This is a genomic window from Actinorectispora metalli (assembly GCF_056323685.1).
This window is the reverse complement of sequence record NZ_JBREYE010000002.1, coordinates 1765173-1789688: the sequence shown is the minus strand read 5'-3', so window position 1 is coordinate 1789688 and position 24516 is coordinate 1765173. Positions and strand designations below refer to the sequence as shown.

The 24516-nt window shown below is 69.0% G+C and carries 22 protein-coding genes; 5 read left to right on the top strand and 17 right to left on the bottom strand.

Annotated elements, in window-relative coordinates:
• Positions 1–19 precede the first annotated feature (19 nt).
• On the top strand, positions 20–1429 hold the full coding sequence (locus tag ACU6XJ_RS28655) for a hypothetical protein (protein WP_476318384.1): 1410 nt from the start codon (positions 20–22) through the stop codon (positions 1427–1429).
• Here ACU6XJ_RS28655 and ACU6XJ_RS28650 read toward each other — a convergent pair.
• From ACU6XJ_RS28650 to ACU6XJ_RS28640, 3 genes are all read right to left on the bottom strand, one after another.
• The gene (locus ACU6XJ_RS28650; RefSeq protein ID WP_476318382.1) at positions 1392–2420 is read right to left on the bottom strand and encodes a fatty acid desaturase; all 1029 of its coding nucleotides are present in this window, start codon (positions 2418–2420) and stop codon (positions 1392–1394) included. The genes ACU6XJ_RS28655 and ACU6XJ_RS28650 overlap by 38 nt on opposite strands.
• Positions 2421–2554: 134 nt before the next feature.
• Positions 2555–2932: a cupin domain-containing protein gene (locus ACU6XJ_RS28645; protein ID WP_476318687.1), complete on the bottom strand. Its 378-nt coding sequence runs from the start codon at positions 2930–2932 to the stop codon at positions 2555–2557.
• A 55-nt stretch (positions 2933–2987) separates the two neighbouring features.
• Entirely contained in the window at positions 2988–3539 is a 552-nt protein-coding gene (locus tag ACU6XJ_RS28640) for a TetR/AcrR family transcriptional regulator (protein ID WP_476318380.1), read from the bottom strand.
• A 76-nt stretch (positions 3540–3615) separates the two neighbouring features.
• Here ACU6XJ_RS28640 and ACU6XJ_RS28635 point away from each other — a divergent pair, with 76 nt between their 5' ends.
• Both ACU6XJ_RS28635 and ACU6XJ_RS28630 read left to right on the top strand, forming a co-directional pair.
• Positions 3616–5097, top strand: a complete 1482-nt coding sequence (locus tag ACU6XJ_RS28635; RefSeq protein ID WP_476318378.1) for an amidase — start codon at positions 3616–3618, stop codon at positions 5095–5097.
• A gap of 36 nt (positions 5098–5133) precedes the next feature.
• Positions 5134–6486: a replication-associated recombination protein A gene (locus ACU6XJ_RS28630; protein WP_476318376.1), complete on the top strand. Its 1353-nt coding sequence runs from the start codon at positions 5134–5136 to the stop codon at positions 6484–6486.
• 125 nt (positions 6487–6611) lie between these two features.
• On the opposite strand, the gene ACU6XJ_RS28625 is transcribed toward ACU6XJ_RS28630, so the two are convergent.
• The 7 genes from ACU6XJ_RS28625 to ACU6XJ_RS28595 all read right to left on the bottom strand — a co-directional run bounded on the left by ACU6XJ_RS28625 (position 6612) and on the right by ACU6XJ_RS28595 (position 13319).
• Positions 6612–7067 carry a nuclear transport factor 2 family protein gene (locus tag ACU6XJ_RS28625; RefSeq protein WP_476318374.1) on the bottom strand — a complete coding sequence of 152 codons (456 nt, stop codon included), beginning with the start codon at positions 7065–7067 and terminating at the stop codon, positions 6612–6614.
• A gap of 172 nt (positions 7068–7239) precedes the next feature.
• Positions 7240–8619, bottom strand: coding sequence for an LLM class flavin-dependent oxidoreductase (locus ACU6XJ_RS28620; RefSeq protein WP_476318372.1), 1380 nt, complete (start codon positions 8617–8619; stop codon positions 7240–7242).
• A 206-nt stretch (positions 8620–8825) separates the two neighbouring features.
• Positions 8826–9665: an ABC transporter permease gene (locus tag ACU6XJ_RS28615; protein ID WP_476318370.1), complete on the bottom strand. Its 840-nt coding sequence runs from the start codon at positions 9663–9665 to the stop codon at positions 8826–8828.
• Positions 9665–10591, bottom strand: coding sequence for an ABC transporter ATP-binding protein (locus tag ACU6XJ_RS28610; protein WP_476318368.1), 927 nt, complete (start codon positions 10589–10591; stop codon positions 9665–9667). Before ACU6XJ_RS28610 ends, ACU6XJ_RS28615 begins: the two co-directional genes overlap by 1 nt.
• Before the next feature lie 80 nt (positions 10592–10671).
• Positions 10672–12258 (bottom strand): L-lactate permease, encoded by a 1587-nt coding sequence (locus ACU6XJ_RS28605; protein WP_476318366.1) that lies wholly within the window; start codon positions 12256–12258, stop codon positions 10672–10674.
• A gap of 192 nt (positions 12259–12450) precedes the next feature.
• A complete protein-coding gene (locus tag ACU6XJ_RS28600; protein ID WP_476318364.1) occupies positions 12451–12999 on the bottom strand; it encodes a TetR/AcrR family transcriptional regulator in 549 nt (182 codons plus the stop codon).
• Complete coding sequence (locus ACU6XJ_RS28595) at positions 12999–13319, bottom strand: DMT family transporter (RefSeq protein WP_476318362.1); 321 nt, start codon at positions 13317–13319, stop codon at positions 12999–13001. Before ACU6XJ_RS28595 ends, ACU6XJ_RS28600 begins: the two co-directional genes overlap by 1 nt.
• A gap of 140 nt (positions 13320–13459) precedes the next feature.
• Between ACU6XJ_RS28595 and ACU6XJ_RS28590 the strand changes: the two genes are divergently transcribed.
• A complete protein-coding gene (locus ACU6XJ_RS28590; protein ID WP_476318360.1) occupies positions 13460–14809 on the top strand; it encodes a M20/M25/M40 family metallo-hydrolase in 1350 nt (449 codons plus the stop codon).
• Here the strand turns inward: ACU6XJ_RS28590 and ACU6XJ_RS28585 are convergent.
• Genes ACU6XJ_RS28585 through ACU6XJ_RS28575 form a run of 3 tightly spaced genes read right to left on the bottom strand, consistent with a single transcriptional unit; the run spans position 14806 to position 17578 of the window.
• Positions 14806–15048, bottom strand: a complete 243-nt coding sequence (locus ACU6XJ_RS28585; RefSeq protein WP_476318358.1) for a hypothetical protein — start codon at positions 15046–15048, stop codon at positions 14806–14808. The genes ACU6XJ_RS28590 and ACU6XJ_RS28585 overlap by 4 nt on opposite strands.
• A complete protein-coding gene (locus ACU6XJ_RS28580) occupies positions 15045–15377 on the bottom strand; it encodes a DUF6247 family protein (protein WP_476318356.1) in 333 nt (110 codons plus the stop codon). The genes ACU6XJ_RS28585 and ACU6XJ_RS28580 overlap by 4 nt, the downstream gene beginning before the upstream one ends.
• Entirely contained in the window at positions 15374–17578 is a 2205-nt protein-coding gene (locus ACU6XJ_RS28575; protein WP_476318354.1) for a molybdopterin oxidoreductase family protein, read from the bottom strand. Before ACU6XJ_RS28575 ends, ACU6XJ_RS28580 begins: the two co-directional genes overlap by 4 nt.
• Before the next feature lie 267 nt (positions 17579–17845).
• On the opposite strand from ACU6XJ_RS28575, the gene ACU6XJ_RS28570 reads away from it, so the two are divergent.
• Positions 17846–18898, top strand: coding sequence for a hypothetical protein (locus tag ACU6XJ_RS28570; RefSeq protein ID WP_476318352.1), 1053 nt, complete (start codon positions 17846–17848; stop codon positions 18896–18898).
• A gap of 126 nt (positions 18899–19024) precedes the next feature.
• Here ACU6XJ_RS28570 and ACU6XJ_RS28565 read toward each other — a convergent pair whose 3' ends face one another.
• The 4 genes from ACU6XJ_RS28565 to ACU6XJ_RS28550 are packed head-to-tail and all read right to left on the bottom strand — an operon-like array spanning position 19025 to position 24426.
• Positions 19025–20806 (bottom strand): IucA/IucC family protein, encoded by a 1782-nt coding sequence (locus ACU6XJ_RS28565; protein ID WP_476318350.1) that lies wholly within the window; start codon positions 20804–20806, stop codon positions 19025–19027.
• Positions 20799–22106 (bottom strand): lysine N(6)-hydroxylase/L-ornithine N(5)-oxygenase family protein, encoded by a 1308-nt coding sequence (locus ACU6XJ_RS28560; RefSeq protein WP_476318348.1) that lies wholly within the window; start codon positions 22104–22106, stop codon positions 20799–20801. The genes ACU6XJ_RS28565 and ACU6XJ_RS28560 overlap by 8 nt, the downstream gene beginning before the upstream one ends.
• Positions 22103–22660 (bottom strand): GNAT family N-acetyltransferase, encoded by a 558-nt coding sequence (locus tag ACU6XJ_RS28555; RefSeq protein WP_476318346.1) that lies wholly within the window; start codon positions 22658–22660, stop codon positions 22103–22105. The genes ACU6XJ_RS28560 and ACU6XJ_RS28555 overlap by 4 nt, the downstream gene beginning before the upstream one ends.
• Positions 22657–24426, bottom strand: coding sequence for an IucA/IucC family protein (locus ACU6XJ_RS28550; protein ID WP_476318344.1), 1770 nt, complete (start codon positions 24424–24426; stop codon positions 22657–22659). Before ACU6XJ_RS28550 ends, ACU6XJ_RS28555 begins: the two co-directional genes overlap by 4 nt.
• Between the last annotated feature and the right edge of the window lie 90 nt (positions 24427–24516).

The window sequence follows — 24516 nt, the reverse complement described above, 5'->3', positions numbered from 1 at the left end:
AATCGGTACTGTGCGCAGAGTGAGCAATGACGCACTGAGAGTGCTGATGCGCGACGCGCGCTTCAGCAACACGGGGCTAGCCAACGCGGTGAACGCCGAGGGCAAGAAGGAAGGCGTACCCCTCGCCGCCAACGCGTCGTCGGTCCGCCGCTGGTTGGAAGGGGCAGAACCCCGCTGGCCCACGCCTAAACTGGTCGCCGCAGCCATGGCCCGCAGGCTCAAGCGGCACATCTCAGTAGAGGACTGCGGGTTCATCGATAAGGGTCCACCTTCGGAGGACTCCTATGATTCGCTGTCCTGCTCGGCCACACTGGAGGATGCCCTCCGCACTGTGGTCGAACTGTCAGGACAGGACATGCGACGACGCAATTTTCTCGCGGGCACAGCTGTCGGAATGGCAGCATTCAGTGAATCCGCACTGTTGGCTCTGACCTGTCCGCCCACCGGCGGCGGTGCTCACGAAGGCTCAGGCAAGCGGATCGGCATGAGTGATGTCGAGCGCATAGCCGCCACGGGCAAGCATTTTTCCGATCAGGCACGGTGTTTCGGCTCCGGCGAGATACGGCCCGCTCTCGTACGCTATCTCCACACAGAGGTGGATGAGATCCTTCGGGGCCGCTACAACTCAGAGGTCGCCAAGGCCCTATACAGCCAGGTTGCCCGAACGACGAGTAGCGCAGGATGGATGTCCTTCCAGACTGGCCAGCACGGCTTGGCTCAGCGCTACTTCGTTCAAGCTCTCAACCTGGCATCAGGGAATGGGGACAAGGTCGCGGTTGGGAACATCGCCACAGGAATGGCCTTGGTGGCGCTGAGGACAGCCGAAACGGCACCAAACGAGACCACCACGGCGCGCAATGCACGGCAGGCCATGGCGCTTGTGCGGGCAGGCCGCAATTTCGTGGGCAGCGACATCACCCCCGCCCGCTCGACGGCGCTCTACACCGTCGAGTCGAGGGCGTTCGCCTTGCTTGGTGACCACCGTGCGGGCCTCGCCGCCATTGATGCCGCCCAGCGAGCCTTCGACAAGTGGCGCCCTGGATCGTCCGATGGGGAATCTCTGTGGTACTGGTGTCCGGCGGACACGGTGGCGGAGACCGGTCGTTGCCTGCGCGAGAACGGCAGGGCGGATCGCGCCGTACCTTTGATCCACGAGGCGCTGAAGACCCATGAACCGACGACCCGGTGCACCGCAATAGTGATGAATCACTTTGAGTTGGTGCTGGCCTATGTCGGCCAGCGCGAATACGAGCAAGCGACTGCCGCCATGCGCGGCATGCTCCGGGCAGGGCAAAGGGTGTCCGAGGTCGACCTCAGAGAGCAGCTAACGCTTCTGCGCTGCCGAATCGGGCCGGTTCCGCAGCGAGAGACCGCCGAGCTGAACTACCTGCTCAACAGTTCCCTGGCCCGGACCGCCGCGCGGGCGTGACGTCGTGCTGGTCGGATGCGTCCGGCGGGTCTTCTCGCCAGGTCGTGCCCGGTGGGATGGCCATGGGGCCGTGGAGTTGGCGGGTCACCGCGGGCAAGAAGCCCAGGTGATAGTTGGCGCCTTCCGCGAGGAACCGGCCTCTGAGTTCGAACCAGCGCAGACCAGGGTGCCGGTGGTGCACATCGTGCAGCGTGAAGTTCAGCGCCAGCGCCTCCATGGGGCGCGGCAGGCGCAGGTTCATCGCCTCCAGCGGCGCGTCCAGCTTGGTCCCGTAGTGATAGGCGCTGTCCGACAACGACACCACCACCGCCCGGCCGCCCAGCGCCGTCACCAGAATCCACCCCATGCCGCCGTAGGCCAGAAACGCCGCCGTGAACACCGCTGCCACGGCTGCGGCATCAGCCCTGAACTGGGCGAACGAGCGCAGTACCCGCTGTAGAGCCAAGCCTGCCAGCGATTCCGGGGAATCCACGCGTTCGGCGAGTTTCCGGACGACCGCCACGGGCAGCAGAGCCAGCAGGTTGGCGGCGAGTTCCACGACGTACAGCCCGCCCAACAACTTCGTGTAGTAGGGCAGCGCCACCTTCCCCCAGGTGGTCTGGTCCGCATCGTAGAACTCACCCCGCTCGCGGCGGGTGCGGCTGTACTGGTGGTGCAGCAGATGCCCCGACTTGAGCAGCACGAACGGCGCCCCGTACAACACCGCCATCGCCCGGCCGCAACGGTTGTTCCAGTTCCGCGCGCTCAGCAGCGTGCCGTGGATCGCCTCGTGGATCAGCGACCAACCCGGCGTCGTCAACAGCACCGCGGGCACCAGCAGCCACGCCCACAACACCGACTGCGGCAGCAGCCACAGCGGCAACACGAACAACTGAAACAACCCGAGCGCGAGCGCGGCCGCGACAAGCCAGGAATTCGCCGTGTCTCCACGGGATCGTCGGCCGTCGGCGCGGTCGCGACGGATTCTTCGCTGCCGGGGTACTCCGTTCATGACGTGCCTTCCGCTGCTCAGCAACCTCGGCCCGGAGATAGGCCACCCGTGACATCGTTACCCGGACGGCCTCCGGTACTTAGCGGTTTCACCCGGTCATGCCGCCGTCCGGGTGACGAACTCCCCGTGAACGATCAGATCCAGACGGGCTCGGCGGTGCGATCGCTGTCGGAAAGCTCGCCCGTGTTGGGCGTGCCCGCCGGTTCCAGCAGCAGCAAGCGGCACTCGCGCTCCGCCACCGGGCGGTGCTGCACTCCCCGCGGAATCACCGCGAGTTCCCCGGCCCGCAACGTGATCCGTTTGTCGGGCAGGTCGATGTGCAGTTCGCCGTCGACCACCAGGAACAACTCGTCGGTGTCATCGTGCTGGTGCCAGACGAACTCGCCCTCGAGCTTGACGATCTTCACGTGCATCTCGTTGATCGAGGCCACGATCTTGGGCGACCACTGCTCGCTGAACGTCCCGAATTTGTCGGCCAGGCTGATCACGTCCGTCACGATTCCCCCATCCACTCGAGTCGTCACTCAGATCAACTCGAAACCGCGCCGCCGTGTTCCCGGTCGGCGCTCAGCGGCGCAGGTCCGCCAGCCGCTGCTCGATCCCGTGGATCAACGCGGCCAGTCCGGTGTCGAACGCGCGTTGTGCCTGCGTGGCATCGGAGGCGCCGAGGTCCAGCGAAGACCCGATGACGAAGTACTCCACCGCACGCACCACCGGCAGCAGTTCGGGCTCCGGCCAGCCCGCCTCGCGCAACACCGCGAAACCGCGCTCGTAGGCGGCCAAGGCCGCAGGGGAGCGGACCGGATGGGCCGTCAACAGCGGAACCACCCTGGGATGGGCGGCGAAGGCCGCGCGATAGGTGCGTGCCCACTGGTCCACAGCGACCGTCCAGGGCCGCAGATCGGTGTCCAGGTCCATCTCCGCCAACAGCAACTCGCGCAGACCCTCGATGATCTCCTCGCGCCCCGAAATGTGGTTGTACAGCGAAGGCCCCTTCACACCGAGCCCGGCGGCGATCCTGTTGATGGACAGCGCATCGGTCCCGTGCTCGTCCACCACGCGCAGCGCGGTGCGCATGATCGCCTCGCGGGTGATCAGCTTCTGGCTGGGACGTGGCACCCGAAATCCGATCTGGCGTGTCGTCCGACTGGTGGTCTAACCTAAAACTAATACCTCTAGTTTTAGGCGGTGTCGAGTGGAGTACGCGGACTACCGGCGATTCGACGCGGTCGGCCTTGCCGAACTCGTGGCCAAGGGCGAAGTCTCGCCCGGCGAGCTTCTGGAGACGGCGATCGGCCGGGCGGAGGCGGTCAACCCGCGGCTCAACGCCATCGTGCGCCCGATGTACGACCTCGCCCGCCAGCGCGCCGCCGGTCCGCTGAGCGGCCCGCTGGCCGGGGTGCCGTTCCTGATCAAGGACCTGAACCAGGACTACGCCGGTCTGCCCACCGGCAGCGGCTCCCGCGCACTCCGCGACCGCCCCGCCGCACAGAACAGCGAGGTCGTCCAGCGCTGGCTGGACGCCGGCCTGGTCATCTTCGGCAAAACCAACACACCCGAGTTCGGCTCCAAGGCCATCACCGAACCCGAGGTCAACGGCCCCACCCGCAACCCGTGGAATCCCGACCACACCCCCGGCGGCTCCTCCGGCGGCTCGGCCTCCGCGGTCGCCGCGGGCATCGTGCCGGTCGCGGGCGCCAACGACGGCGGTGGCTCCATCCGCATCCCGGCGGCCTGCTGCGGCTTGTTCGGCCTCAAACCGGGCCGGGGCCTGGTGCCCTGCGGCCCGCTCAACGCCGAGCACCTACATGGCGCCGCCACCGACGGCGTGGTGTCCCGCACCGTCCGCGACACCGCTTTGATGCTCGACGTGATCACCGGCCAACCCGACCCCGGCGGCCCCTACCTGTCCGCCCGCCCCGAAGCGCCCTACGCCGAACTCGCCCGCCGCGCACCCGGCAAGCTCCGCATCGGCTTCACCTCCGAGTCCCCGATCGGCTTCGACGTCCACCCCGAAGCGGTCGCCGCCGTGACGGATGCGGCCACCCTGCTCGCCAAGCTCGGCCACGACGTGGAACCCGTGACCTTCGGCGTGGACGGAAAACAGGTCGCCTGGGACTTCCTCACCATGTGGTACGCCAAGGTCGCCTGGTCGGTCGCCGACATCCGCCGCGCCACCGGGGCGGGACCACGCGACTTCGAACTGGACACCAGAATGCTCGCCGCCGCGGGCCGCTCGCTCAGCGCCGTGGACCTGTCCGACTCGCTGCACCGCTGGAACAACCACTCCCGCGCGCTCGCCGCGTTCCACCAGACTCACGACCTGCTGCTCACCCCATCGCTGGCCCGCCCGCCGGTCCGCATCGGCGAACTCGACACCCCGCGCCCGGTGCAAATCACCGGCGAGGTGCTGCTGCGGCTGGGCCTCATCGGGGTGCTGACCAGGTCGAAGGTGTGGCAGCAGACGGTACTGACCAACCTGGAACCAGTCCCGTTCACCCAGCTTGCCAACATCACCGGCCGCCCCGCCATGTCGGTGCCCACCCACCGCACCGCGGCGGGCCTGCCGCTGGGCGTGCACTTCACCGGCGGCCTCGGCAGCGAGGGCACCCTCCTCGCGCTGGCCGCCCAGATCGAAGCCGAACAGCCCTGGGCACAACTCGAACCCGCCCTGTGAGCGCGGATCCCGACCGTTCGGGGTAGCGTCGAACACGTGGACGAAGGTCTGTTCGGGGAAGGGCTGTTCGAGGCCGACGCCCAGGAGAAGGCGCAGCGAAGCCTGTCGGCGAACGCCCCGCTCGCGGTGCGAATGCGCCCCAACTCGCTGGACGAGGTGCTCGGCCAGGACCACCTGCTCGGCCCGGGAGCCCCGCTGCGCCGCCTGGTCGAGGGCGCCGCTCCCGCGTCGATCCTGCTCTACGGCCCACCGGGCACCGGCAAGACCACGCTGGCCACCCTCGTCTCGCAGGCCACCGGCCGCCGCTTCGTCGCCCTGTCCGCGTTGTCGGCCGGGGTGAAGGAGGTTCGAGCCGTCATCGAGGAGGCCCGCCGCAGACTCGGCCACAGCAGCGAGTCCACGGTCCTGTTCATCGACGAGGTGCACCGCTTCTCCCGCACCCAGCAGGACGCGCTCCTAGGCGCCGTCGAAGACCGGGTGGTGCTGCTAGTCGCCGCCACCACCGAGAACCCGTTCTTCTCCGTCGTCTCCCCGCTACTGTCCCGCTCGCTGGTACTCCAACTGCGATCCCTCACCGACGAGGACGTGCGCACCCTGGTTCGCCGCGCCCTCACCGACGAACGCGGCCTCGCCAGCACCCTGGAGTTGGCCCCCGACGCCGAGGACCACCTGGTGCGCCTGGCCGCAGGCGACGCCCGCCGCGCCCTCACCGCACTGGAAGCCGCCGCCGAATCCGCCACCTCCACCGGTGCGAACACCATCGAGCTGTCCACAGTAGAATCCACAGTGGACAAAGCGGCGGTCCGCTACGACCGCCAAGGCGACCAGCACTACGACGTGGTCAGCGCCTTCATCAAGTCCATCCGCGGCTCCGACGTCGACGCCGCCCTGCACTACCTGGCCCGCATGATCGAGGCAGGGGAGGACCCCCGCTTCATCGCCCGCAGACTGGTCATCCACGCCAGCGAAGACATCGGCATGGCCGACCCCACAGCCCTTCTCACCGCCACCGCCGCGGCCCAGGCCGTGCAGCTCATCGGCATGCCCGAGGCCGGACTCAACCTGGCGCAGGCAACAATCCACCTGGCCACCGCCCCCAAATCCAACGCGGTGGTAGCCGCCATCGGCGCCGCCCTCTCCGACGTCCGCAAGGGCGCCGTCGGCCCCGTACCCGCCCATCTGCGCGACGGCCACTACGCGGGCGCGGCCAAACTCGGCAACGCCAAGGGCTACCGCTACCCCCACGACGTGCCCGAAGGCGTGCTCACCCAGCAGTACCCGCCAGATGAACTGGTCGGCCGCGACTACTACAACCCCACCCCCCGCGGCGCCGAACGCGCCCTGTCCGACCGCGTTCCCAAGCTGCGCAAAGCAATTCGCGGCGACTGAACGGCCGCGACCACAGGCTGCGCCGAGCGCGTCCTGCCCAAACTGCGTAAAGCCATTAGCGGCGAGCACTGAACGACCGCGAGCGGCAGGGCGAGTTCCGCCCTGCCGCTCGCGGCGTGTTCCCGTTATGAGGCCCAGCCGCCCTGGGCCATGGTCTGGTACACCCACCCGCCGTTGGAGTGGACGAGCAGGTCCCCGTAGCGGGCCTGCACCGTCTGCCCGCCCATGGTGATCGTGGCGTCGGTGATCACGAAGACCAGGTGCTGCGACAGGAAGTGCGGGGTCCGCACCGACTCCATCTGCACATCATCGCCGCCGCCGCTGATCGCCTCGCTCATCCGTTTGAGGAACGTCTCCCGGTCCCAGGATTCGGCCGAGCCCTCGCCTTCCGCGTTGGTGGTCACGGCGTTGACGGGGAACATCGTCAACTCGGCCATCTTCTCTACGTCCGCCTCGGCGGCCAGCCGGTCCCACTCGGCGAACCACGCCAACACACTTGCGGTGTCCTCCGCCGACGGCGTGAACCCACCACCCTGAGTCGGAACTACCTGCTTGTCAGCCAACTCGACCTCTCTCCGCACACTGTTGCGTACGCTATACCGTACAGTATACGGCAATCGTTACGGTGACCGTGGACACACGGTTTCGACAGGGGGAGCGGTCAGTTTGGGCAAGGCCACCCTCGGCCACGCGACCAGGTGGTGAATCTTCATGTAGGGCGCCCGCGCATCTTGTGCGCGGGCGCCCCGCGCGTCAGGCCGTCGGTGCGCCGCGGTAGGCGGCGCCGGGGTGGTCGTCGCGCAGGCGGACTTGGCCCGGCTCGTAGATGCTCTCCCGCAGCGTCGAGCCCTCGTAGTCCTGCCACACCCGGCCCCGCCGCTGAAGCTCCGGCACGACCAGGTCGATGAAGTCCGTGAAGGTGCCGGGCGTGACCGCGTAGGCGATGTTGAACCCGTCCACATCGGCTTCCTCCACCCAGCGTTCCAGTTCGTCGGCGACGGTGGTGGGGGAGCCGACCGCGACCGGGCCGAGGCCGCCGATGCCGAGGAACTTCCCGATCTCCTCCGGCGTCCAGGTGCGGGAGGGGTCGGATTTAGAGAAGTTCTCCACGACCGACTGGATCGCCTCGCTGTGCACGTGCTCCAGCACCTGGTCCGGCGGGTACTCCGACAGGTCGAGGCCGGTCCAGCCGCCGAACAGCGTCAGTGCCCCGTCGAAGCTGGCCCGCGACAAGTAGTCGCGGTACTTCTCCTGCGCCGCCTCGTCGGTCTCCGCCACGATCGGCGTGATCAACGCGAACACCTTGACACTGCGCGGATCGCGCCCGAAACCGGCGGCCTGGGCGCGGATGTCGTCGACGTGACGGCGGATCACCTCGGTGGAGTGGCTCATCACGAACACCGCTTCGGCGTGCTTGGCCGCGAACGCCCGGCCCTTCGTGGACGTCCCCGCCTGGTACAGCACCGGCGTGCGCTGCGGGGACGGCTCGGCCAGGTGCACGCCCGGCACCGAGTAGTAGGTGCCCTTGTGCTCGATGGCGTGCACCTTCTCCGGGTCGGCGTAGACCCCGGTGGCCTTGTCCGCCACCACCGCGTCGTCCTCCCAGGAGGACTCCCACAGCTTGTAGGTGACCTCCAGGAACTCCTCGCCGATGTCGTACCGGTTGTCGTGGGTGATCTGCTGGTCCAGCCCGAGGTTCACCGCGGCGCTGTCCAAATAGGACGTCACGATGTTCCACGCGATCCGGCCCTTGGTGAGGTGGTCCAGCGTGGAGAACTTCCGCGCCAGGGCGTAGGGCTGCTCGTAGGTCAGCGACACCGTCACCCCGAACCCGAGGTGCTCGGTGACCGCCGCCATCGCCGAGACCGACAGCAGCGGATCGTTCACCGGCACCTGCGTCCCCGTCCGCAGCGCGGGATTGCGCGACTCCTGGTAGACGTCGTACACGCCGAGCACATCGGCGAGGAACAGACCGTCGAACTTGCCCCGTTCCAGCAGTTTCGCCAGATCCGTCCAGTAGTCGAGGTCCTTGTACCGGTGCGCCCGGTCGTCCGGATGGGTCCAGACGCCGGGCGCGAGGTGACCGGTCACGGCCATGTCGAAGGCGTTGAGAAGAATTCGAGAGTTGGGCACAGCAATCCTCGCTCGGGATTTGTGGAGTGAAGGAAAGCGGGATTGGCGCTGCGCGAGCGCCGACCGAAAGCGCCTGTCCGAAGACAGGCGCCTAACAGCCGGTGCTGGTGATCTTGCACAGGTCGACGTGCAACCGCTCGCGGAAGTCGTCCGACTGTGCCATGGCGTCAGTCAAATCGACGCCGGGCGGAACGGTCAAGACCCGATTATGTGATGTCGCGCCGCTTCACCACGACGGCCGTGACGAGCACGAACACCACGGCGTACACGGCGAGCACGATCGCGGCCTGGGTGCCGTCGACCACCGCGACGACCCCCGGCGTGCCCCCGGCCTGCCCCTGCTGCCTGCCGCCGAGCGCGGCGACCAGCGCCCCCGCGTTGGTGCCCGGCATGTACTTCTGGAGCGTGTCGAACCCGGTGATCAGCGAGCTGAACAGGCGCAGCAGGTTCTCCAGCGCCAGCGCCCACACCAGCCCGATCCCCGCCGCGAGTGCGGTGCCTTTGACCAGGGTCGCCAGGAACACCCCGCCCATGCACCACATCACGGAGATCAGCCACCCGGCGCCGATGCCTTCGACCAGCGCGTTCGTGGACGGCCAGTCCATCGGCGAGTCCGTTGTGGACGCGATGACCGCGCTGGTGGCCGCGTCCAGGGCGAAGGCCCCGAGTACGACCGCCAGGCACAGCATGACCAGCGCCATTACCTTCCCGCCGATCACCGCGACCCGCCCTGGGCCCTGGGTGAACATGGACTTCATGGTGGTCCAGCCGTACTCGCCGCCGGTGGCGAGCACGCCGATCAGCAACGCCAGCGCTCCGGCGAAGACCGGCAGGCCCCCGATGGTGCTGGGCACCAGGTCACTCGGCAGCGCCTGGGCGAGCGCGCCCTCACCGAGCGCGGCCTCCGGCCCGGTGGCGGAGCGGTAGGCGAGGTAGGGGAACAGGTAGCCGAACAGCAGGCCGAGCAGTATCCACGCGGCGCTGACCATCCAGACCGCGGGTCGCTTGCCGAACTTGAGCAGCTCGGCGGACAAGCTCGCGAACATCAGTTGCCTCCCGTGGAGGTGTCGGCCGCCTTCTCGGCGGCGGTCATTTTCAGGAAGATCTCTTCGAGGGACGGCTCGTACCAGCGGATTGCGCTGACCTCTGCTCCGCCCAGCACCAGGTCCCTGTTGATTCGCGCGGCGGTTTCCGGTGCGGTGGCGAGCAGCAGAGCGTCGTCGTCCAGCACGGACACGTTGCCCGCGCCGACCACCTCGGCGGCGATCGCGCCCGCCAGCTCCAACGGCCGCGCGTGCACCTTGAGCGCGCCCTGCCCACGCAGCTCACCCACGGTCCCTTCGTGCAGCAGCCGCCCGTTGTCGATCACGGCGACCCGGTCGCAGATCTGCTGCACCTCACCGAGCAGGTGGCTGGACAACAACACGGTCCGGTTCCCGCCGCCCAGCCCGCGGATCAACGCCCGCATATCGGCCATCCCCGCCGGGTCCAATCCGTTGGTCGGCTCGTCCAGGATCAGCAGCTCAGGGTCCTTGAGCAGCGCCATCGCCACCCCGAGCCGCTGCTTCATGCCCAGCGAGTAGTTCGCCGCGCGGTCTCCGGCGCGGCCGGTCAGGTCGACCAGCTCCAGCACGTCGTCGACCCGGGAGGCGGGCACCTTCGCGTAGCGGGCGAACACCCGCAGGTTGTCGCGTCCCGACAAATAGGGATAAAACGCAGGCGACTCCACCAGCATCCCCAGCCGCGCCAGCGCCTGCGGGCTGCCCGGCTCGGCCCCCAACGTCGTCACGCTGCCCTCGGTGGGCGTGATCAGCCCGAGCAGCATTCGCAGCGTGGTGGTCTTACCGGCGCCGTTGGCTCCCAGGAACCCGTACACCTCGCCGCGCCGCACCGTCAGCGACAGTCCGTCCACCGCCCGCCGCGACCCATAGCACTTTGTGAGGCCTCGCGCCTCGACCAGCAATTCCGTCATGCCGCAATCGTCGGCGGCCGACCCCTGCCCGGTCGTCAGCGCTGGAACGGCTCCGCGCTACGCAAATCCGCGTACCGCCGCTACGGCAGCATCCACGCGAGCACACCGGATTGCAGGAAGATCAGGGTGCACATGCCGAGCAGCAGGACGAGGCTCCACACCCACACGCGGCGGAACAGTTCGGCTTCGCGGCCGTCCATGCCGACGGCCGTGGCGGCGATCGTGAGGTTCTGCGGGCTGATCATCTTGCCGAGCACGCCGCCCGAGGTGTTCGCCGACACCAGCAGCGTTTCGTCGATGCCCGCCCGTTCCGCGGCGGTCTGCTGCAACGTCGCGAACAGGGCGTTGGCGGAGGTGTCCGAGCCGGTCACGGCGGTGCCCAGCCAGCCGAGGATCGGCGAGAGGAAGGCGAACGCGGCACCGGTGCCCGCGATCCAGGTGCCGATCGTGATGGTCTGGCCGGACAGGTTCATGACGTAGGCCAAGGCGAGTACGGAGGCGACCGTGAGGATCGCCCAGCGCAGGTGCACGACGGTGGACACGAACTCGCCTGCGGCCGCGGCGGGGCGGATCCGGAAGACGATGGCCACCAGGACCCCGCAGACCAGCAACAGGGTTCCCGGGGTGGACAGGGTCGACAGCACGTATCGGGTGGCCGAGCTTGCCGTGCCCGCGGCGGTGAGCACGTTGCCGTCCAGTCCCGGCCACGGGATGACGACATCGGCTCTGGCCAGCAGTCCGGCGAGCGGGAGCTTGGCGGCGAGGAAGACCGCGATGACGATCAGATACGGCAGGAACGCCAGCGCGGTGCGGCGCCTGTCGGCCGACGGTTCCGCCGGGCGTCGATCGTGCCCTGGTGGCTGCCAGAAGCGGAGCAGGAGCACCATGGCGGCCAGGCCGGTGAGCGCGGCGATGATGTCGGTGAGCTCGACCGAAACGTAGTTGGAGCTGACGAACTGGCCGATGGCGAAGGCCACCCCGCACACCAGGGCGGCGGGCCAGGTCTGGCGGACTCCCCGCGCCCCGTCCACGATGAACATCATCAGCAGCGGCACGAACAGCGCCAGGATGGGCGTCTGCCTACCCACATACGCGCCGATGTCCTCGGCCGGAATCCCGGTCAGGTTCGCCGCGGTGAGAATCGGTGTGGCGATGGCGCCGAAAGCGACCGGCGCGGTATTCGCCACCAAAGCGGTCGCGGCGGCCCGCAACGGCGTGAAACCCAGTCCCAGCAGCATGATTCCGGTGATCGCCACCGGTGCGCCGAACCCCGCCAGCGCTTCCAGCAGGCCGCCGAAACAGAAGGCGATGATCAGGGCCTGGATGCGCGGGTCGTCGCTGACCCCGCAGAAGGCTTCTCTGAGGTCGTCGAACCGGCCGCTGACCACGGTGAGGCGGTGCAGCCAGATCGCGGCCAGCACGATCCACATGATCGGGAACAGGCCGAAGGCCGCGCCCTCCGACGCCGACAGCAATGCGAGGTGGGCGGGCATGTCGTACACCGCGATCGCCACCGCGAGTGCGATACCCGTCGCGATCAACGCCGCCCAGTGCGCCTTGCGCCGCAATACGCCGAGAACCGTGAAAATGGTGAGCAAAGGGAGAATTGCGACCAGCGCGGAGAGCAGCAGGCTTCCGGAAATGGGGGCCAGTTCCGGACGGTACATGCTCCTCCAAGCCAAAACCCAACCCTACCCACCGGAACGTGCCAAGGAACCCGACGAACGTCGCCGGAATTTCAGTGCCGTTGCGGACGGGGACTGCCGCCGAGATGGCTGAACGCACCGTGAGGGTGATGCGCCGCGGCGCGGTGAGGCGGACCGCGGTCGGCAAGCCGCCCGCTTGTTCGACCTCGGCGGCTAGTCCGGCTGGAGAACCCGCGCCAGCACCGTCCGAATCCACTCGCGGTCGGGCGGCCGCTCCGACAGCAACTGCTGCAGGATCAGGCCGTCCATCACCACGGCGAGTTCGGCCGCGTGGTCGGTGAGCTCACCGAGCATTCGCACCGTGATCTCGGCGTACCGGCGGGCGATGGCTGCCAGGCCGGGGTCACGCAGCCCTGCCACGTAAAGCTCGTACTCCACCGTGGTGCGCCACCGCTGCTCGCCCGAGCAGTAGTCGACCACCATCTCCGCCATCGACTCGGCGAGATCGCCGCGGCCCGTGTTCCGCGCCATCCATGCCGACAGTTCCGCCTCATACCGCTCGGTGGAGCGACGCAGCGCCGCCGCGATGATCTCGCCGCGGTCGGCGAAGTGGTAGGTCATCGAACCCAACGGCACGTCCGCCCGGTCGGCGACCGCGCGGTGGGTGACCGCATGCACGCCGCATTCGGCGATGAGCTGCTCGGCTACGTCGATCAGCCGGTCCCGGCGGTCCGGGTCGTGGCGGCGGGGGCGCCGCGTCATCAGTGGCCTCCGCTGAGGTTGAGGATCACCACGCCCCCGATGATCAGGGCGATGCCCCCGACCTTCGCCCAGCTGAACGGCTCCCCGAGCGCCACCATGCCGATCGCCGCGACCAACGCGGTGCCGATGCCCGCCCACAACGCGTAGGCCGTGCCGACCTGGAAGGTCTTCAACGCGAAGGTCAGCATCGCGAAGGCGCCCACGTAGCCCGCGACCATCCCGATGCTGGGCCACAACTTCGTGAAGCCCTCCGACAGTTTCATGCTCGTGGTGGCGAACACCTCCAGCAGGATCGCCCCCATCAGCCACAACCAGCCCATGACCCCTCCTCCATGCGTACGACCGTACATATCGAGTGTACACATGTACGTATCGAAGTTATGCATGCGTCCGTTCGGTCCTTGTATGCCGCGCTCGAATTTCCTTTAGTTCAGGTAGAGAAGGAACACGGGGGTGTGGCGTGGCGGGTATTCGGCGACGAGACATGCTGGCCGGTGCGGCATTGCTGGCGGGCGCGGCGACGATCGGACTCAACCCACTGGCGGCCGCCGCGGCGACCCGGCAGCGCACGGGCGCGACCGGGAGACCCGACCTGGACCTCGGCGACTTCCCGGTCGTCGGCCGGGTGCGGTCCCGTCGCGCGCTGGAACACCTGAAGGTGCTCAGCGAGGAGATCGGCCCGCGCATCGCGGGCACCGCCTCCGAACACCGCGCCAAGGACTACATCGCCTCCGTGCTGCGCGGCCTGCGTTACGAGGTCACCGAGCAGCCGTTCCCGGTCGCCGACAAGTTCCTCGGCGAATTGCGCCTCGGCTCGGACACCTGGCAGACCGGTGCGTCACCGCAGGGCCTGCTGGACGCGACCCGCGAGGCGGAGGTCATCGACGTCGGCACCGGCGCGGAGATCCCCGCCGACGTCACCGGCAAGATCGTCCTGATCGCCGGGGTGGAGACCAACCCCACCGCCTACCAGATCGCCGCCGAGCGCGGTGCGGTCGCGGTCCTGCTGGGCCGGATCGGCGCCACGCCCGACCGCAAGCTCGCGGCGTTCTCACCGACGTTGAAGACCCCGGTCGCGATCCCCGTGCTGGGCTTGGCGCAGGTGCAGGTCGAGCGGCTGCGACCGAGTCTCGGCCGGGTGCGGGTGACCACCGTGCAGCACCGCAACCTCACCTCTTACAACGTGATCGCCGAGCGCAGGCCGATCCCGGCGGGCCGCGACGAGGGTGTGGTGATGGTGTCGGCGCACTACGACTCGGTGCCCGGCTCGCCCGGCGCCAACGACGACGGCAGCGGCACCGTGCTGTGCCTCGAACTGGCGAGGGTGCTGCGTTACCTGCCGACGAGCAGGACGGTGCGGTTCGCGCTGTGGGGTGCGGAGGAGTACGGGCTGATCGGCTCGAAGCACTACGTCAAGGGCCTGTCCGATGTGGAGGCCCAACGCATCGTGGGCTGCTTCCAGAACGATATGGTCGCCACGAGCCACGATCCGGCCATCAAGTACTGGTTGTTATCGGTGGACGGCGGGCAGAACGCCACCACCTCGGCCGTGGCCGCCGCGGCGAAGCGGCTGGGCTACGACCCTCGAGTCAAGGGCCCGGTCGCGCGTGGCAGCAGCGACCACGTGCCCTTCCACGAGCGCGGCATCGCCGCCGCGAACTTCAGTTGGCGCGGCGAGGGCGGCCCGGCCCTGCTCGAACCGACCTACCACACCCCGGAGGACACCATCGAGGCCAACATCAGCCTCGAACGCCTCCAGGTCTCCCTGGAACTCATCGGCGCCGCCGCCTACGACCTCTTGCGCCGCTAGCCCGCCCAGGTAACACGGAGCACAGTGACTCGAACCGTCATGTCGCTGATGGAGTAGGTCACCATGCCCCATTTTTCGAAGGCGCAGCTCCAGCGGTCGGTCTTGGGATCGAAGTCGGCACCTCGATAGGGGTCGTCTTGAAGCTGCCGGAACTTGCGGTCCCATGCCCGTCGCCCGTCGGGAGGCAGAGTGTCCGCGACATCCTGAGCGTGGCTGACCAGTATGACTTCGTAGCTCATGAGGCGTCCCGATGTCGGCGTTCGTCGCGGGCCTTCATCTCGGCCTTCAGCTCTTCGTTGGTCTTGTGCACGACGGACCAGTCGTCCACTTTCAACCGCTCCTGGATGTAGTCGATCACCGGGTCGGGGTTGGCATGGTTCAGCGCGACCGCCCAGTAGCGCCTGACGACCAGCTCCAGGCGTTCCAGGTCGAAGTCGTCATAGGTGAGCTTGAGAGCGTCGCGGAACTCTTCCTCGAACTTGGCTCGCATTTCGCCATCAAGATTCGCCCAGACGGCGGGTCCGGTCTGGGCGACCATGTTGTCCAGGTGATACGGCTTCTTGGTCACCCCGAGGATTCTGCCGCAGTACCTGCCGGTAAAGACGTCCCCGAAGCGGTGGTGGGCGTCCCCTTCCGGGCGGCTTCGACCGTGACCGGGACGCCGTTGAGGGCGGCGTTGCCCGAGAGCGGATCGACGTACTGATCGTCGGTGAGGTCGTTGATGCTGACGCCCGCGTGCTCGGCTGCCACCCGCAGCCGCACGCCGGGGCGGCCGTGGCCCCAGCCGTGGGGCAGGCTGACCACGCCGCGCATGATGTCCTCGCTGGCCTGCACCGGCACCTCCACGTTGCCCACCCGCGAAGACACCCGCACCACCTCGCCGTCGCGCAGTGACCGGTCGGCCAGGTCGTCCGGGTGCATCAGCAGGTGGTTGCGGGGGCGGCCCTTCACCAGCCGCGCCGAGTTGTGCATCCAGGAGTTGTTGCTGCGCAGGTGCCGCCTGCCGATCAGGCGCAGCCCCTCTGGTGCTTCGGCGAGCAGTTCCGATCGGACCCGCGCCAGGTCGGCGAGCAGTTCGGTCGGTGCCAGGTGCACCTTCTTGTCCTTGGTGCGCAACCGCCCCGGCAGACTGGGCCTAAGTGGACCGAGGTCGATCCCGTGTGGACTGCGCTTGAGCTTGCCCATCCGCATCCGGTGCGGGCCGATCAGCATCGCCAAACCGATAAGCTGATCGGGCCGCAACCTGGTGGCGACCGCCCGCGTGAGCCGCGCCGCGAAGGAGCCACGGCCGACGCGCTTCGTGTAGCGGCGGGCGAGTTCTCCGTAGATCTCCCAATCGTGCTTGGCGCCCGCCGGTTTGGCGAACACGGCGGGGGAGAAGCGCGCGGTGTTGCGCACCGCCAGCGCGCGGAAGATCACGTCGTAGTGGTCGTGTTCCAAGCCGCTGGTCGGCGGCAGGATCACGGTGGCGTGCCGGGTCGTCTCGTTGATGTAGAAGTCGATGCACGCCATGAAGTCCAAGCCGGACAGAGCCGTGTCCAGCTGCGCGCCGTTCGGGGTGGACAGCACGGGATTGCCCGCGACCGTCAGCATCGCCCGAATCCGGCCCTCGCCGGGGGTGAGGATCTCCTCGGCCAGAGTGGACACCGGAAGCTCGCCCGCGAACTCGGGCAGGCCGCGGACCCTGCTGTGCCACAGGCCGAAGTGGCCGGGGCCCGCCGTGGTGAGCAGGTCCACCGCGGGCAGCGTGAACAGCGCGCCGCCCGGGCGGTCCAGGTTGCCGGTGAGGATGTTCAACAATTGCACCGCCCACTGGCAGACCGCGCCGAACCGCTGGATGGACACCCCGATCCGTCCGTAACACACCGCGGCGCCCGATGCCGCGAACTCGCGGGCGATACGGCGGATCACCGCGGCGTCGATCCCGGTCGCCTCAGCCGCGGCCTCCGAAGTGAAAGGCGCGACGGCCTCCCGCACCGCGTCCAGGTCCACCAGCAACGGGGCCAGCCGGCCCGGCGCGACGAGGTCCTCGGCGAACAGGGTGTTGATCAGCGCGAGCAGCAGGGCGGCGTCGGTGCCGGGGCGGATGAAGTGGTGTTCGTCGGCCACCGCCGCGGTCTCGGTGCGCCGGGGATCGATCAACACGAGCTTGCCGCCACGCTGCTGAAGTGCCTTGATGCGGTTGCGCACGTTCGGCACCGTCATCAGGCTTCCGTTGGACGCCAGCGGGTTCGCGCCCAGCACCAGCATGTAGCCGGTGTTGTCGATGTCGGGGATGGGCAGCAGCAGTTGGTGGCCGTACAGCCAGTACGCGATGAGCTGGTGCGGAAGCTGGTCCACCGAGGTCGCCGAGAAGCGGCTGCGGGTGCGCAGCTCACGCAGCAGGTTCAGGCCGTGGGTGAGGCTGCCGTAGTTGTGCACGTTCGGGTTGCCGAGGTAGACGCCGACGGCATTGCGGCCGTGTTGTTCCCGCACCCGCGCCAGGTTGTCGACCACGAGGTCGAAGGCCTCGTCCCAGCCGATCTCCTGCCAGCCATGCTCGGTGCGGCGCACCGGCGCCCGCAACCGGTCCGGATCTTCGTAGATGTCCTGGAGGGCGACCGCCTTGGGGCAGATGTGCCCTTGGGACAGCGGATCCCGCTCATCTCCCTCGATCGAGTGAATCTTGCCGTCGGAAGTTGTTAAGCGAATACCACAACTGGCCTCGCAAAGATTGCAGATGCCGTAATGGGTGGTCTTCGGCCCATCGGGCCTGGTAGGTGAGGCCATTGCTCATCCTTCCGGCGGTCTGGACCAACACATTACCGGCCGGTAGTACACGGGAGTGAGGCCTTCGCCTTCACTGTTTGAATATCCAATTCACCCCAAGCGTTAACGTCTGCGCCCCTTTAGGGGTGTTTTGGGCGGTAAGCCCGACTGGAAGTCACTGATCTTCCGTCGATAGGCTCCGCCCGCTAACCCAAACGTAGGAAGATCGTCACAGGCTCCTCCTGCGTTACGGGCCGCAGCTGGCTCCACCCTGAAGGAGTAACGAACATGTCCAACCCCCTGAAGCGTGTCGCTCAGTCCGCCGTGCTGTTCGCGGCTGGCGCGGCGTCCATCGCGGGTGCCGGTAGCGCCTCGGCCTCCGAGCTGCCCGTGGCCACCCCGGAGCTCCCCCAGCTCCCGGTGTCGACCGACGCTCTGACCCAGGCGCCGGAGGTGGTGGCCGGGAAGGTCACCAAGCTCCCCGCCCTGATCACCGACAAGCTCGGCAACGTGGCCCCGGTGGAGCGCTCCGCCGCGGTCGCTCCGGTCGTCGCCCCCGGTGCGGGCAACGAAATCGCTCCGCTGAGCGGCAGCGCGCTGGCCCCCGTCGTGGCTCCGGCCGCGGGCAACGAGGTCCTGCCGGTGGTGGCTCCCGCCGCGGGCAGCGTGCTGGCTCCGGTCGCGAAGGTCATCCCCACCGTGACCCCGACGGTCGCCCCTGTTGTCGCGCCTGGCGCTGGCAACGAGGTCGCCCCGCTGGTCAAGCCGGTTGTGGCTCCCGCCGCCGGTAACACCGTCGCCCCCGCGGGCAACGTGGTGGCTCCGCTGGTGAAGCCGGTTGTGGCTCCGCTCGCGGGCAACGACATCGCTCCCGAAGGCAACATCGTGGCCCCGGCCGCGGGCAACATCGTCAAGCCCGCCGTCAAGCCCGTGGTGAAGCCGATCGTCGCGCCCCTGGCGGGCAACGACGTCGAGGGCAACGTCATCGCCCCCGTCATCGGTTCCGGCAACACCCCGGTCATCGCCCCGGTGATCGCGCCGACCATCATCGGTGGCGACGCCAAGCCAGCGATCCAGCCGACCGTGGCGCCTGTCGTGAAGCCGGGCGTCAACGCCCAGCCGAACGTGCAGCCGGAGGTCAAGCCCGAGGTCAAGCCCGCCGTGCAGCCCAACGTCGCACCGCAGGTCATCCCCACCGTCGCTCCCGCGGGCCAGGAGATCGCGCCCGTCGTGGCGCCGATCGTGGCTCCCGAGGGCAACGGCATCCCCACGGTCGCTCCGGCGATCGCCTCCCCGGGCCAGGCCCTGGAGAACATCCGGACCGGTCAGCTTCCGCTCTGAACGTGTCCGTAGGTCGGGAGACCGCCGGGGCGAGGTAGTAGCTCGCCCCGGCGGTTCCGCCGAATCGGATCGGCTTCACCAGTTCAACATCAAGACTTGCCGCGGCGCCACCTTCGAGGGCAAACGTCACCCACGTTCAGCTTCTGGGGTGACAGGGGTTGCGGAGTGCAGAGGGTTGGGGTTCACGCCGTTGGGATGGATGGCGTGCCGGTAGGGCAACTCGGCATACCCCGTCTGAAGCAGGCGGTCCCCGTTGAGGGGATAGCGGGCGAACGTCGGCGAGAGCAGGTCGCCCGCATCCATGCGGTCCGCCAGTGCGGGGAACCGGCGGCGATACGCCTCGACCTCCCCGCGCACGCGGCCCCACAGCCGGGACTCCGGCAGACCGTGGTGGTCCTCCAGCAGCACCGCGAGCGGCCGGAACACGCCCACCAGCAGGGCGTCGACCAGGTACTGCCGCAAGATCCGCCATGGTTTGCGCGGCAGTACCTGGGCGTGGGAGTCCGGCTCGGGTCCGCGCTCGGATACGGCTTCCACAGACACGTTGACGTCGTCGATCAGGTCTTTGATCACCGCGCGGACCGGCATCCCGTCCGCGCCCGCGATGATCAGGACGTTCTCCCCGTGCGGGTTCACCGCGATGCCGTAGGTGTAGAGCAGGTGCAGCAGCGGGCGCAGCAGCACCCGCAGCAGCGCCGCCAGCCACGCGTCGGCATCCCCGCCGGCGCGGTCGATGTACTCGCTCACCAGCGGCCGCCCGTCCGGGTCGACGTGGTGCACCGCGGCCAACGCCCAGGCGCTTTCGTCGGGCCCGTGGCTGACGGGCTCGCGCCAGATGCAGCCCAGCGTCTCCAACCATGTGTACGGCGGCTGGTCGACTTGGGACAGTTGGGGGTGAGTGACGGTGACGGCGGCGACCTCGCCGAGCAACACCGTGCCCCAGTCGGCTAGCAGCTTGTCGGAGCGCCAGATCCCGTGCAGCCACTGCGTCACGGTCGGCGCTGTCCGCGTGCAATGCGGGGGGATGCCGCGCCACACCGCGGTGTTGAGGATCCGCAGCGGCAGCTTCACCTGGTACCGGCCGGGGGAGTCCACATTGCACATGGTGCGGATGGCTTGTGTCGGCAGATAGCTGTCCTCGGACTCGCCCAGTTCGACAAGGCGCCCGGTCGCCAGCAACGGGGCCCACAGGGTGCGAACCACGTGGTCGGCCTGCCACGGGTGCACCGGCAGCCACACATAGGCATCGGGGTCGGGCAGTCGCTCGGCGAATCGGCGGACGAGGTCCTCGCCCAGTTCGCTCGTGCGCAGCCGGTGTTCGGACAGGTCGGGGGTGCCGTGGAACTCCGCCAGCCCGCGGTGCGCCGCGAACCACCGCAGCCGCAGCGGCATGCGTGCCTCGGGGGCGTAGCGGGCGAGGTCCTCGGCGCTGAAGCCCACCCGGCCCTTGTTCGCGACCAGCCACGGGTGACCGGTCAGGTGCCCCTCCAACCGGGCGTGGTCCAGGCGCGCCAGTTCGGCGGACGGCCGGGCGGTGGCGGCCATCGCGACGTCGGCGGTCAGGGTCGCGGTGACCTCGTTGAGGTAGCCCGCCAGCGTGGCACCCGTGGTGCCGATCGTGGTCGCGGCGTCCACCAGGAACTGGGCGACGTCGTGCGCGGGCGCGGCGATGTCGTCGCCGAGGATGCCGCTCGCGCTGCGGGTGATGCTGTCCGGGTCGATCCGCCAGCCGCCGAATGCGGTGCGGCGGGCGGCGAAGCGGTACACCGCGGTGGGGAACCGCAGCGAGAAGCCCGACTCGTCGGCGACGGGTTCGAGCATGCCTTCGAAGGAGATCTCGCCGATGGCCTTGGCCAGCAGGGCGGCGCTGTGTTTGCGCCACTGCTGCTGCGGTGGAAGCTCAGGCATTGCGTTCCTCCGGGCAGGAGAAGCTGCTGTACGCGGTGTGCTTGGGCAGGCGGTACACCTCGCGGCCGGTCACGGCGTTGAGGATGGTGGCGTTGCGGACCGCGCCGATGCCCAGGTCGGGGGCGGCCACTCCGTGGCTGTGCAGATCGGCGTTGGCGACGAACACGCGCCCGCTGACGGCCGGGTCCAGCTCGATCGCGTGGTCGAGGCCGACCCGGTAGCCGCCGTGGGAGTCCCGGCGTATCAGGTGCTCGACGGGCGCGAGGAAGTCTGGTCTGCGTTGGCGATAGCCGGTGCCCGCGATCACCAGGTCGGTGGCGTGGGTGAACTCCCGCCCGGTGTCGCGGTGCCTGCACTGCAACACCGCCTTGTCTTCACCGTCCACACTGGACCACTCGACGGCCACCCCGCTGCGCAGCTCCACTTCCGCCAGCCCGTGCCGCAGCTCGCGCTGGTACAGCAGGTCGTGGACGGCATCCAGGGTCTCCGCGGAGATGCCCTTGTAGTGCCGCCACTGCGCTGACACCAGGTTGTAGCGGGTGGGTTCCGGTAGTGAGTGGAAGTACCGCACATACGACGGCGTGGTCATCTCCAGCACCAGCTTGGTGTAGTCCAGCGGCGCGAACGCCTCGGTGCGGGTCAGCCAGGTCACGGCCGGTCCACCGGTGAGGTTGGCGCGCAGCAGGTCCAGCATCACTTCCGCCGCGGACTGCCCGGAGCCCACCACCGTGACCCGCTCGGCGCGCTCGATCTCCGCATTGCGGTGCAGATACTGCGAGGTGTGCAGCAATCTGTCCGGAGGCAGCTCAGCAAGGGCGGGCGGCACATGGGGCTCGGTGCCGATGCCCAGCACCAGGTTCGGCGCGTACAGCGTCAGGCGGGTGTCGTCCCCGCGCCGCACCGACACCGCGAACCGCTCCGATCCGGTATCCCACCGGACCTTCGACACCCGGTGGGAGAACCGCACCGATGGCAGCCGGGACGCGGCCCACCGCAGGTAGTCCTCGTATTCGCGGCGCGTCGGGTGGAAGCGTTCCCGGATGTAGAACGGATACATGCGGTCCACATCGGACAGATACGCCAGGAACGACAACGGATGGGTGGGCGCCACCAGCGTGACCAGGTCGGCCAGGAAGCTCAGCTGGAGCATGGCGTCGTCGAACATCAGCCCGGAGTGCCAGCGCAGCTCCGGTTCCGACTCCACCACCACCGTGTCTATTCCGTCCGCTGTGGACGCCAGAGCGGCGAGGCCCAGGTTGAACGGGCCGCAGCCGATGGCCACGATGTCGTGTTCGCTCACCGGCGCCTCCTCCGGGTGCACAGCAGCAGCGCGAGCGGGTCGCCCTGCCTGATCAGCTTGCGGTGCATGCAGAACCCGGCGGCCAGGTAGGCACCCAGTGCCGCTTGGTCGACCAGCCGAGGGACCGCGATGATGCGGCCGCAGCACGGATCGGCGTCGAACAGGGCGGCGGTGATGCCGCGGAGCAGCATCCGCCCGATGCCCTTGCCGGTGCGCTCCACCTCGCCGATCGCCACCCGCAGCCCCAGGTCACCGCGGGCGGACCGGTAGGCGGCGAGCAGTTCGGGGCAGCGCACCCGGTAGATCTCCAGGTAGGCCACCGGCTCGTGGTTGCGGTACACCAGGCACGGCAGCAGCGTCCCGTCGTCCCCGCCCGTGGCGATGTGCTCCGACCAGCGCCGACGCGTCCAGTCCCGGCGCCACATGGCGGCGACGTGCTCGCAGCGCATCCACCGGTACACCACTTCCAGTTCGGCGGAGTCCGGGCGCGACACGCGCAGCACCCACGGTGCGGGCAGCGCGGGCAACGGCGGTATCTCGGTCAGCGTTCTCATCGGGACGCCCGCTTCGCGAGCGGATTGGCCGCCTCCAAGTACACCGACTGCGTGTCCAGCGGCGCCCGGATCTCGTCGATGCCGTGCAGCCTGGTCAGCAGGTTCGCCTTGCAGGGCAGCGTCTGGTCGGTCAGCCACCGCCGCGCCAGCCGGTCGCCGTCCGGTCCCGCGGCGGCCAGCGCGGGCAGCGCCGCGTGCAGCCGGTCCGCCAACACGTCGAGCAGTTCCGCTTCCGCGGCCAAGTTCTCCCAGGCCAGCGCGCCGATCGGCCCGAACGCCTGGTTGCGAAGCTGGTAGTAGCTCAGGCGCTCGTCGACGACCTCGTCGGCGGCGACCGCGAGGTCCGAGCCGGGCAGCCCGGTGCGGGCGAGCACCGCGGGCAGGTGCGATTCGGCGAGGTAGTAGCCCTCGTTGTCGCGGAACGCCGCCCCCGCCACGCTGCCGTCGGAGTACAGGCGGATCAGCGTGTTCTGCTGGTGGGCCTCCAACCCGATGCCGGTGGCCGCGTACAGGTGCAGCATCGGCACCAGTACCTGGTCGACGAACCCCGCATACCAGCCGAGCGCGTCGGTCACGGTCTCGCCGAGCATGCTCCGGCCGATGCCCGGCCGCGGCGCGAGCAGTCCGGCCAGACAGCGGAATTCGGTGAGGTCGGCGGGCACCGCGCGCAGCGCCACCTCAAGTCCGGTGACGTCGGCCCCGTGCGGATCGTCGACCGCCAGCCATCCGGGGTCGCGCAGGATCGAGAAGTCGGGGTGCGCGGCGAACGTGTCGGCGGCGTAGCCGCTTTCCAACAGCCGGTGCACCTCGGGGCCGCGGCGCAGGAAGGCGCTGACGAACTCGCGGCGCGAGTTGGTGACCCGCAGGCCCAGCGAGCACTTCAGCATCACCGGCGCGCCCGGCCGGTACAGGGTGCGCAGGCTGGAGGTCGGGTACCAGTCGCCGCCCGACGGTCCCAGCGGCACCAGCCTGCCGTCGGCGATCAACGCGGCGATGCCCGGCCGATGCACGACCTCCCTGGCCTGCCAGGGATGCGCGGGCACCAGCACGCGGTCGCCCGCGTCGCGTTCGGCCAGGTCGGCGAGCAGGTCGGGGGTCGCAGGCCAACCCGGTTCGGCGTGGTGGGACACGATGTCGGGGTCGGCGGCGAACCAGTGCAGCTCGCAGCGGCCGCGCAACTCGGGGGAGTAGGCGGCCTCATCGGCCGCGGAGATCCCGTCGCGGCTTTTCGGGGTGGGGTGCACGAGGTGACCCAGCAGCAGGGCCTGCTCGGCGTCCAGGAAAGCGTCCACTTCGGACGGTGGCTCGGGGTGGGCGCGGCGGTCGGTGAGGAAGGTCGCCACGCGACGCACCGAGTCGGCGGTGCGTGCGATCAGGTCGGTTACCTCGCCCTCGGGCAGCGCCCGTCCCGCCTGCGCCGCGGCCTCGGTCGCGACCAGCCCGGCGACGAGCGCGGGGTCCGGTGGGGCGGCGGCGACGACTCCGTCCGCGCCTTCCAGGGTGAACGGCCCGAAGCGGTGCAGCCCGGTCGGCGAGGCGTGCCGCACCTTGGCGGACAGCCGCAGCCCCGCCAGCGCGACGGTGAACTCGCCCGGCGCGACGGCGATCCCGTTCTCTCGCACCCAACACCGGACCAACGCCTCGAGATGCGCATGCGCCGCGGCCCGGGCGGGTTCACCGGAAAGAGGATCGGCGCTGTCGGGGAGGTCGCCCCAGGTCGTCATGATGTCGCCCTGCGAGGTCATGATGCCGCCCTGGGGGCGCATGATGTCGCCCTGGGGAGGATCGCGGTGTCAGCACCCCCCGAATCGAGCCTAGCCGAATTCGCCGTGCCGACCGCGAGGTCGCGGGAAGCG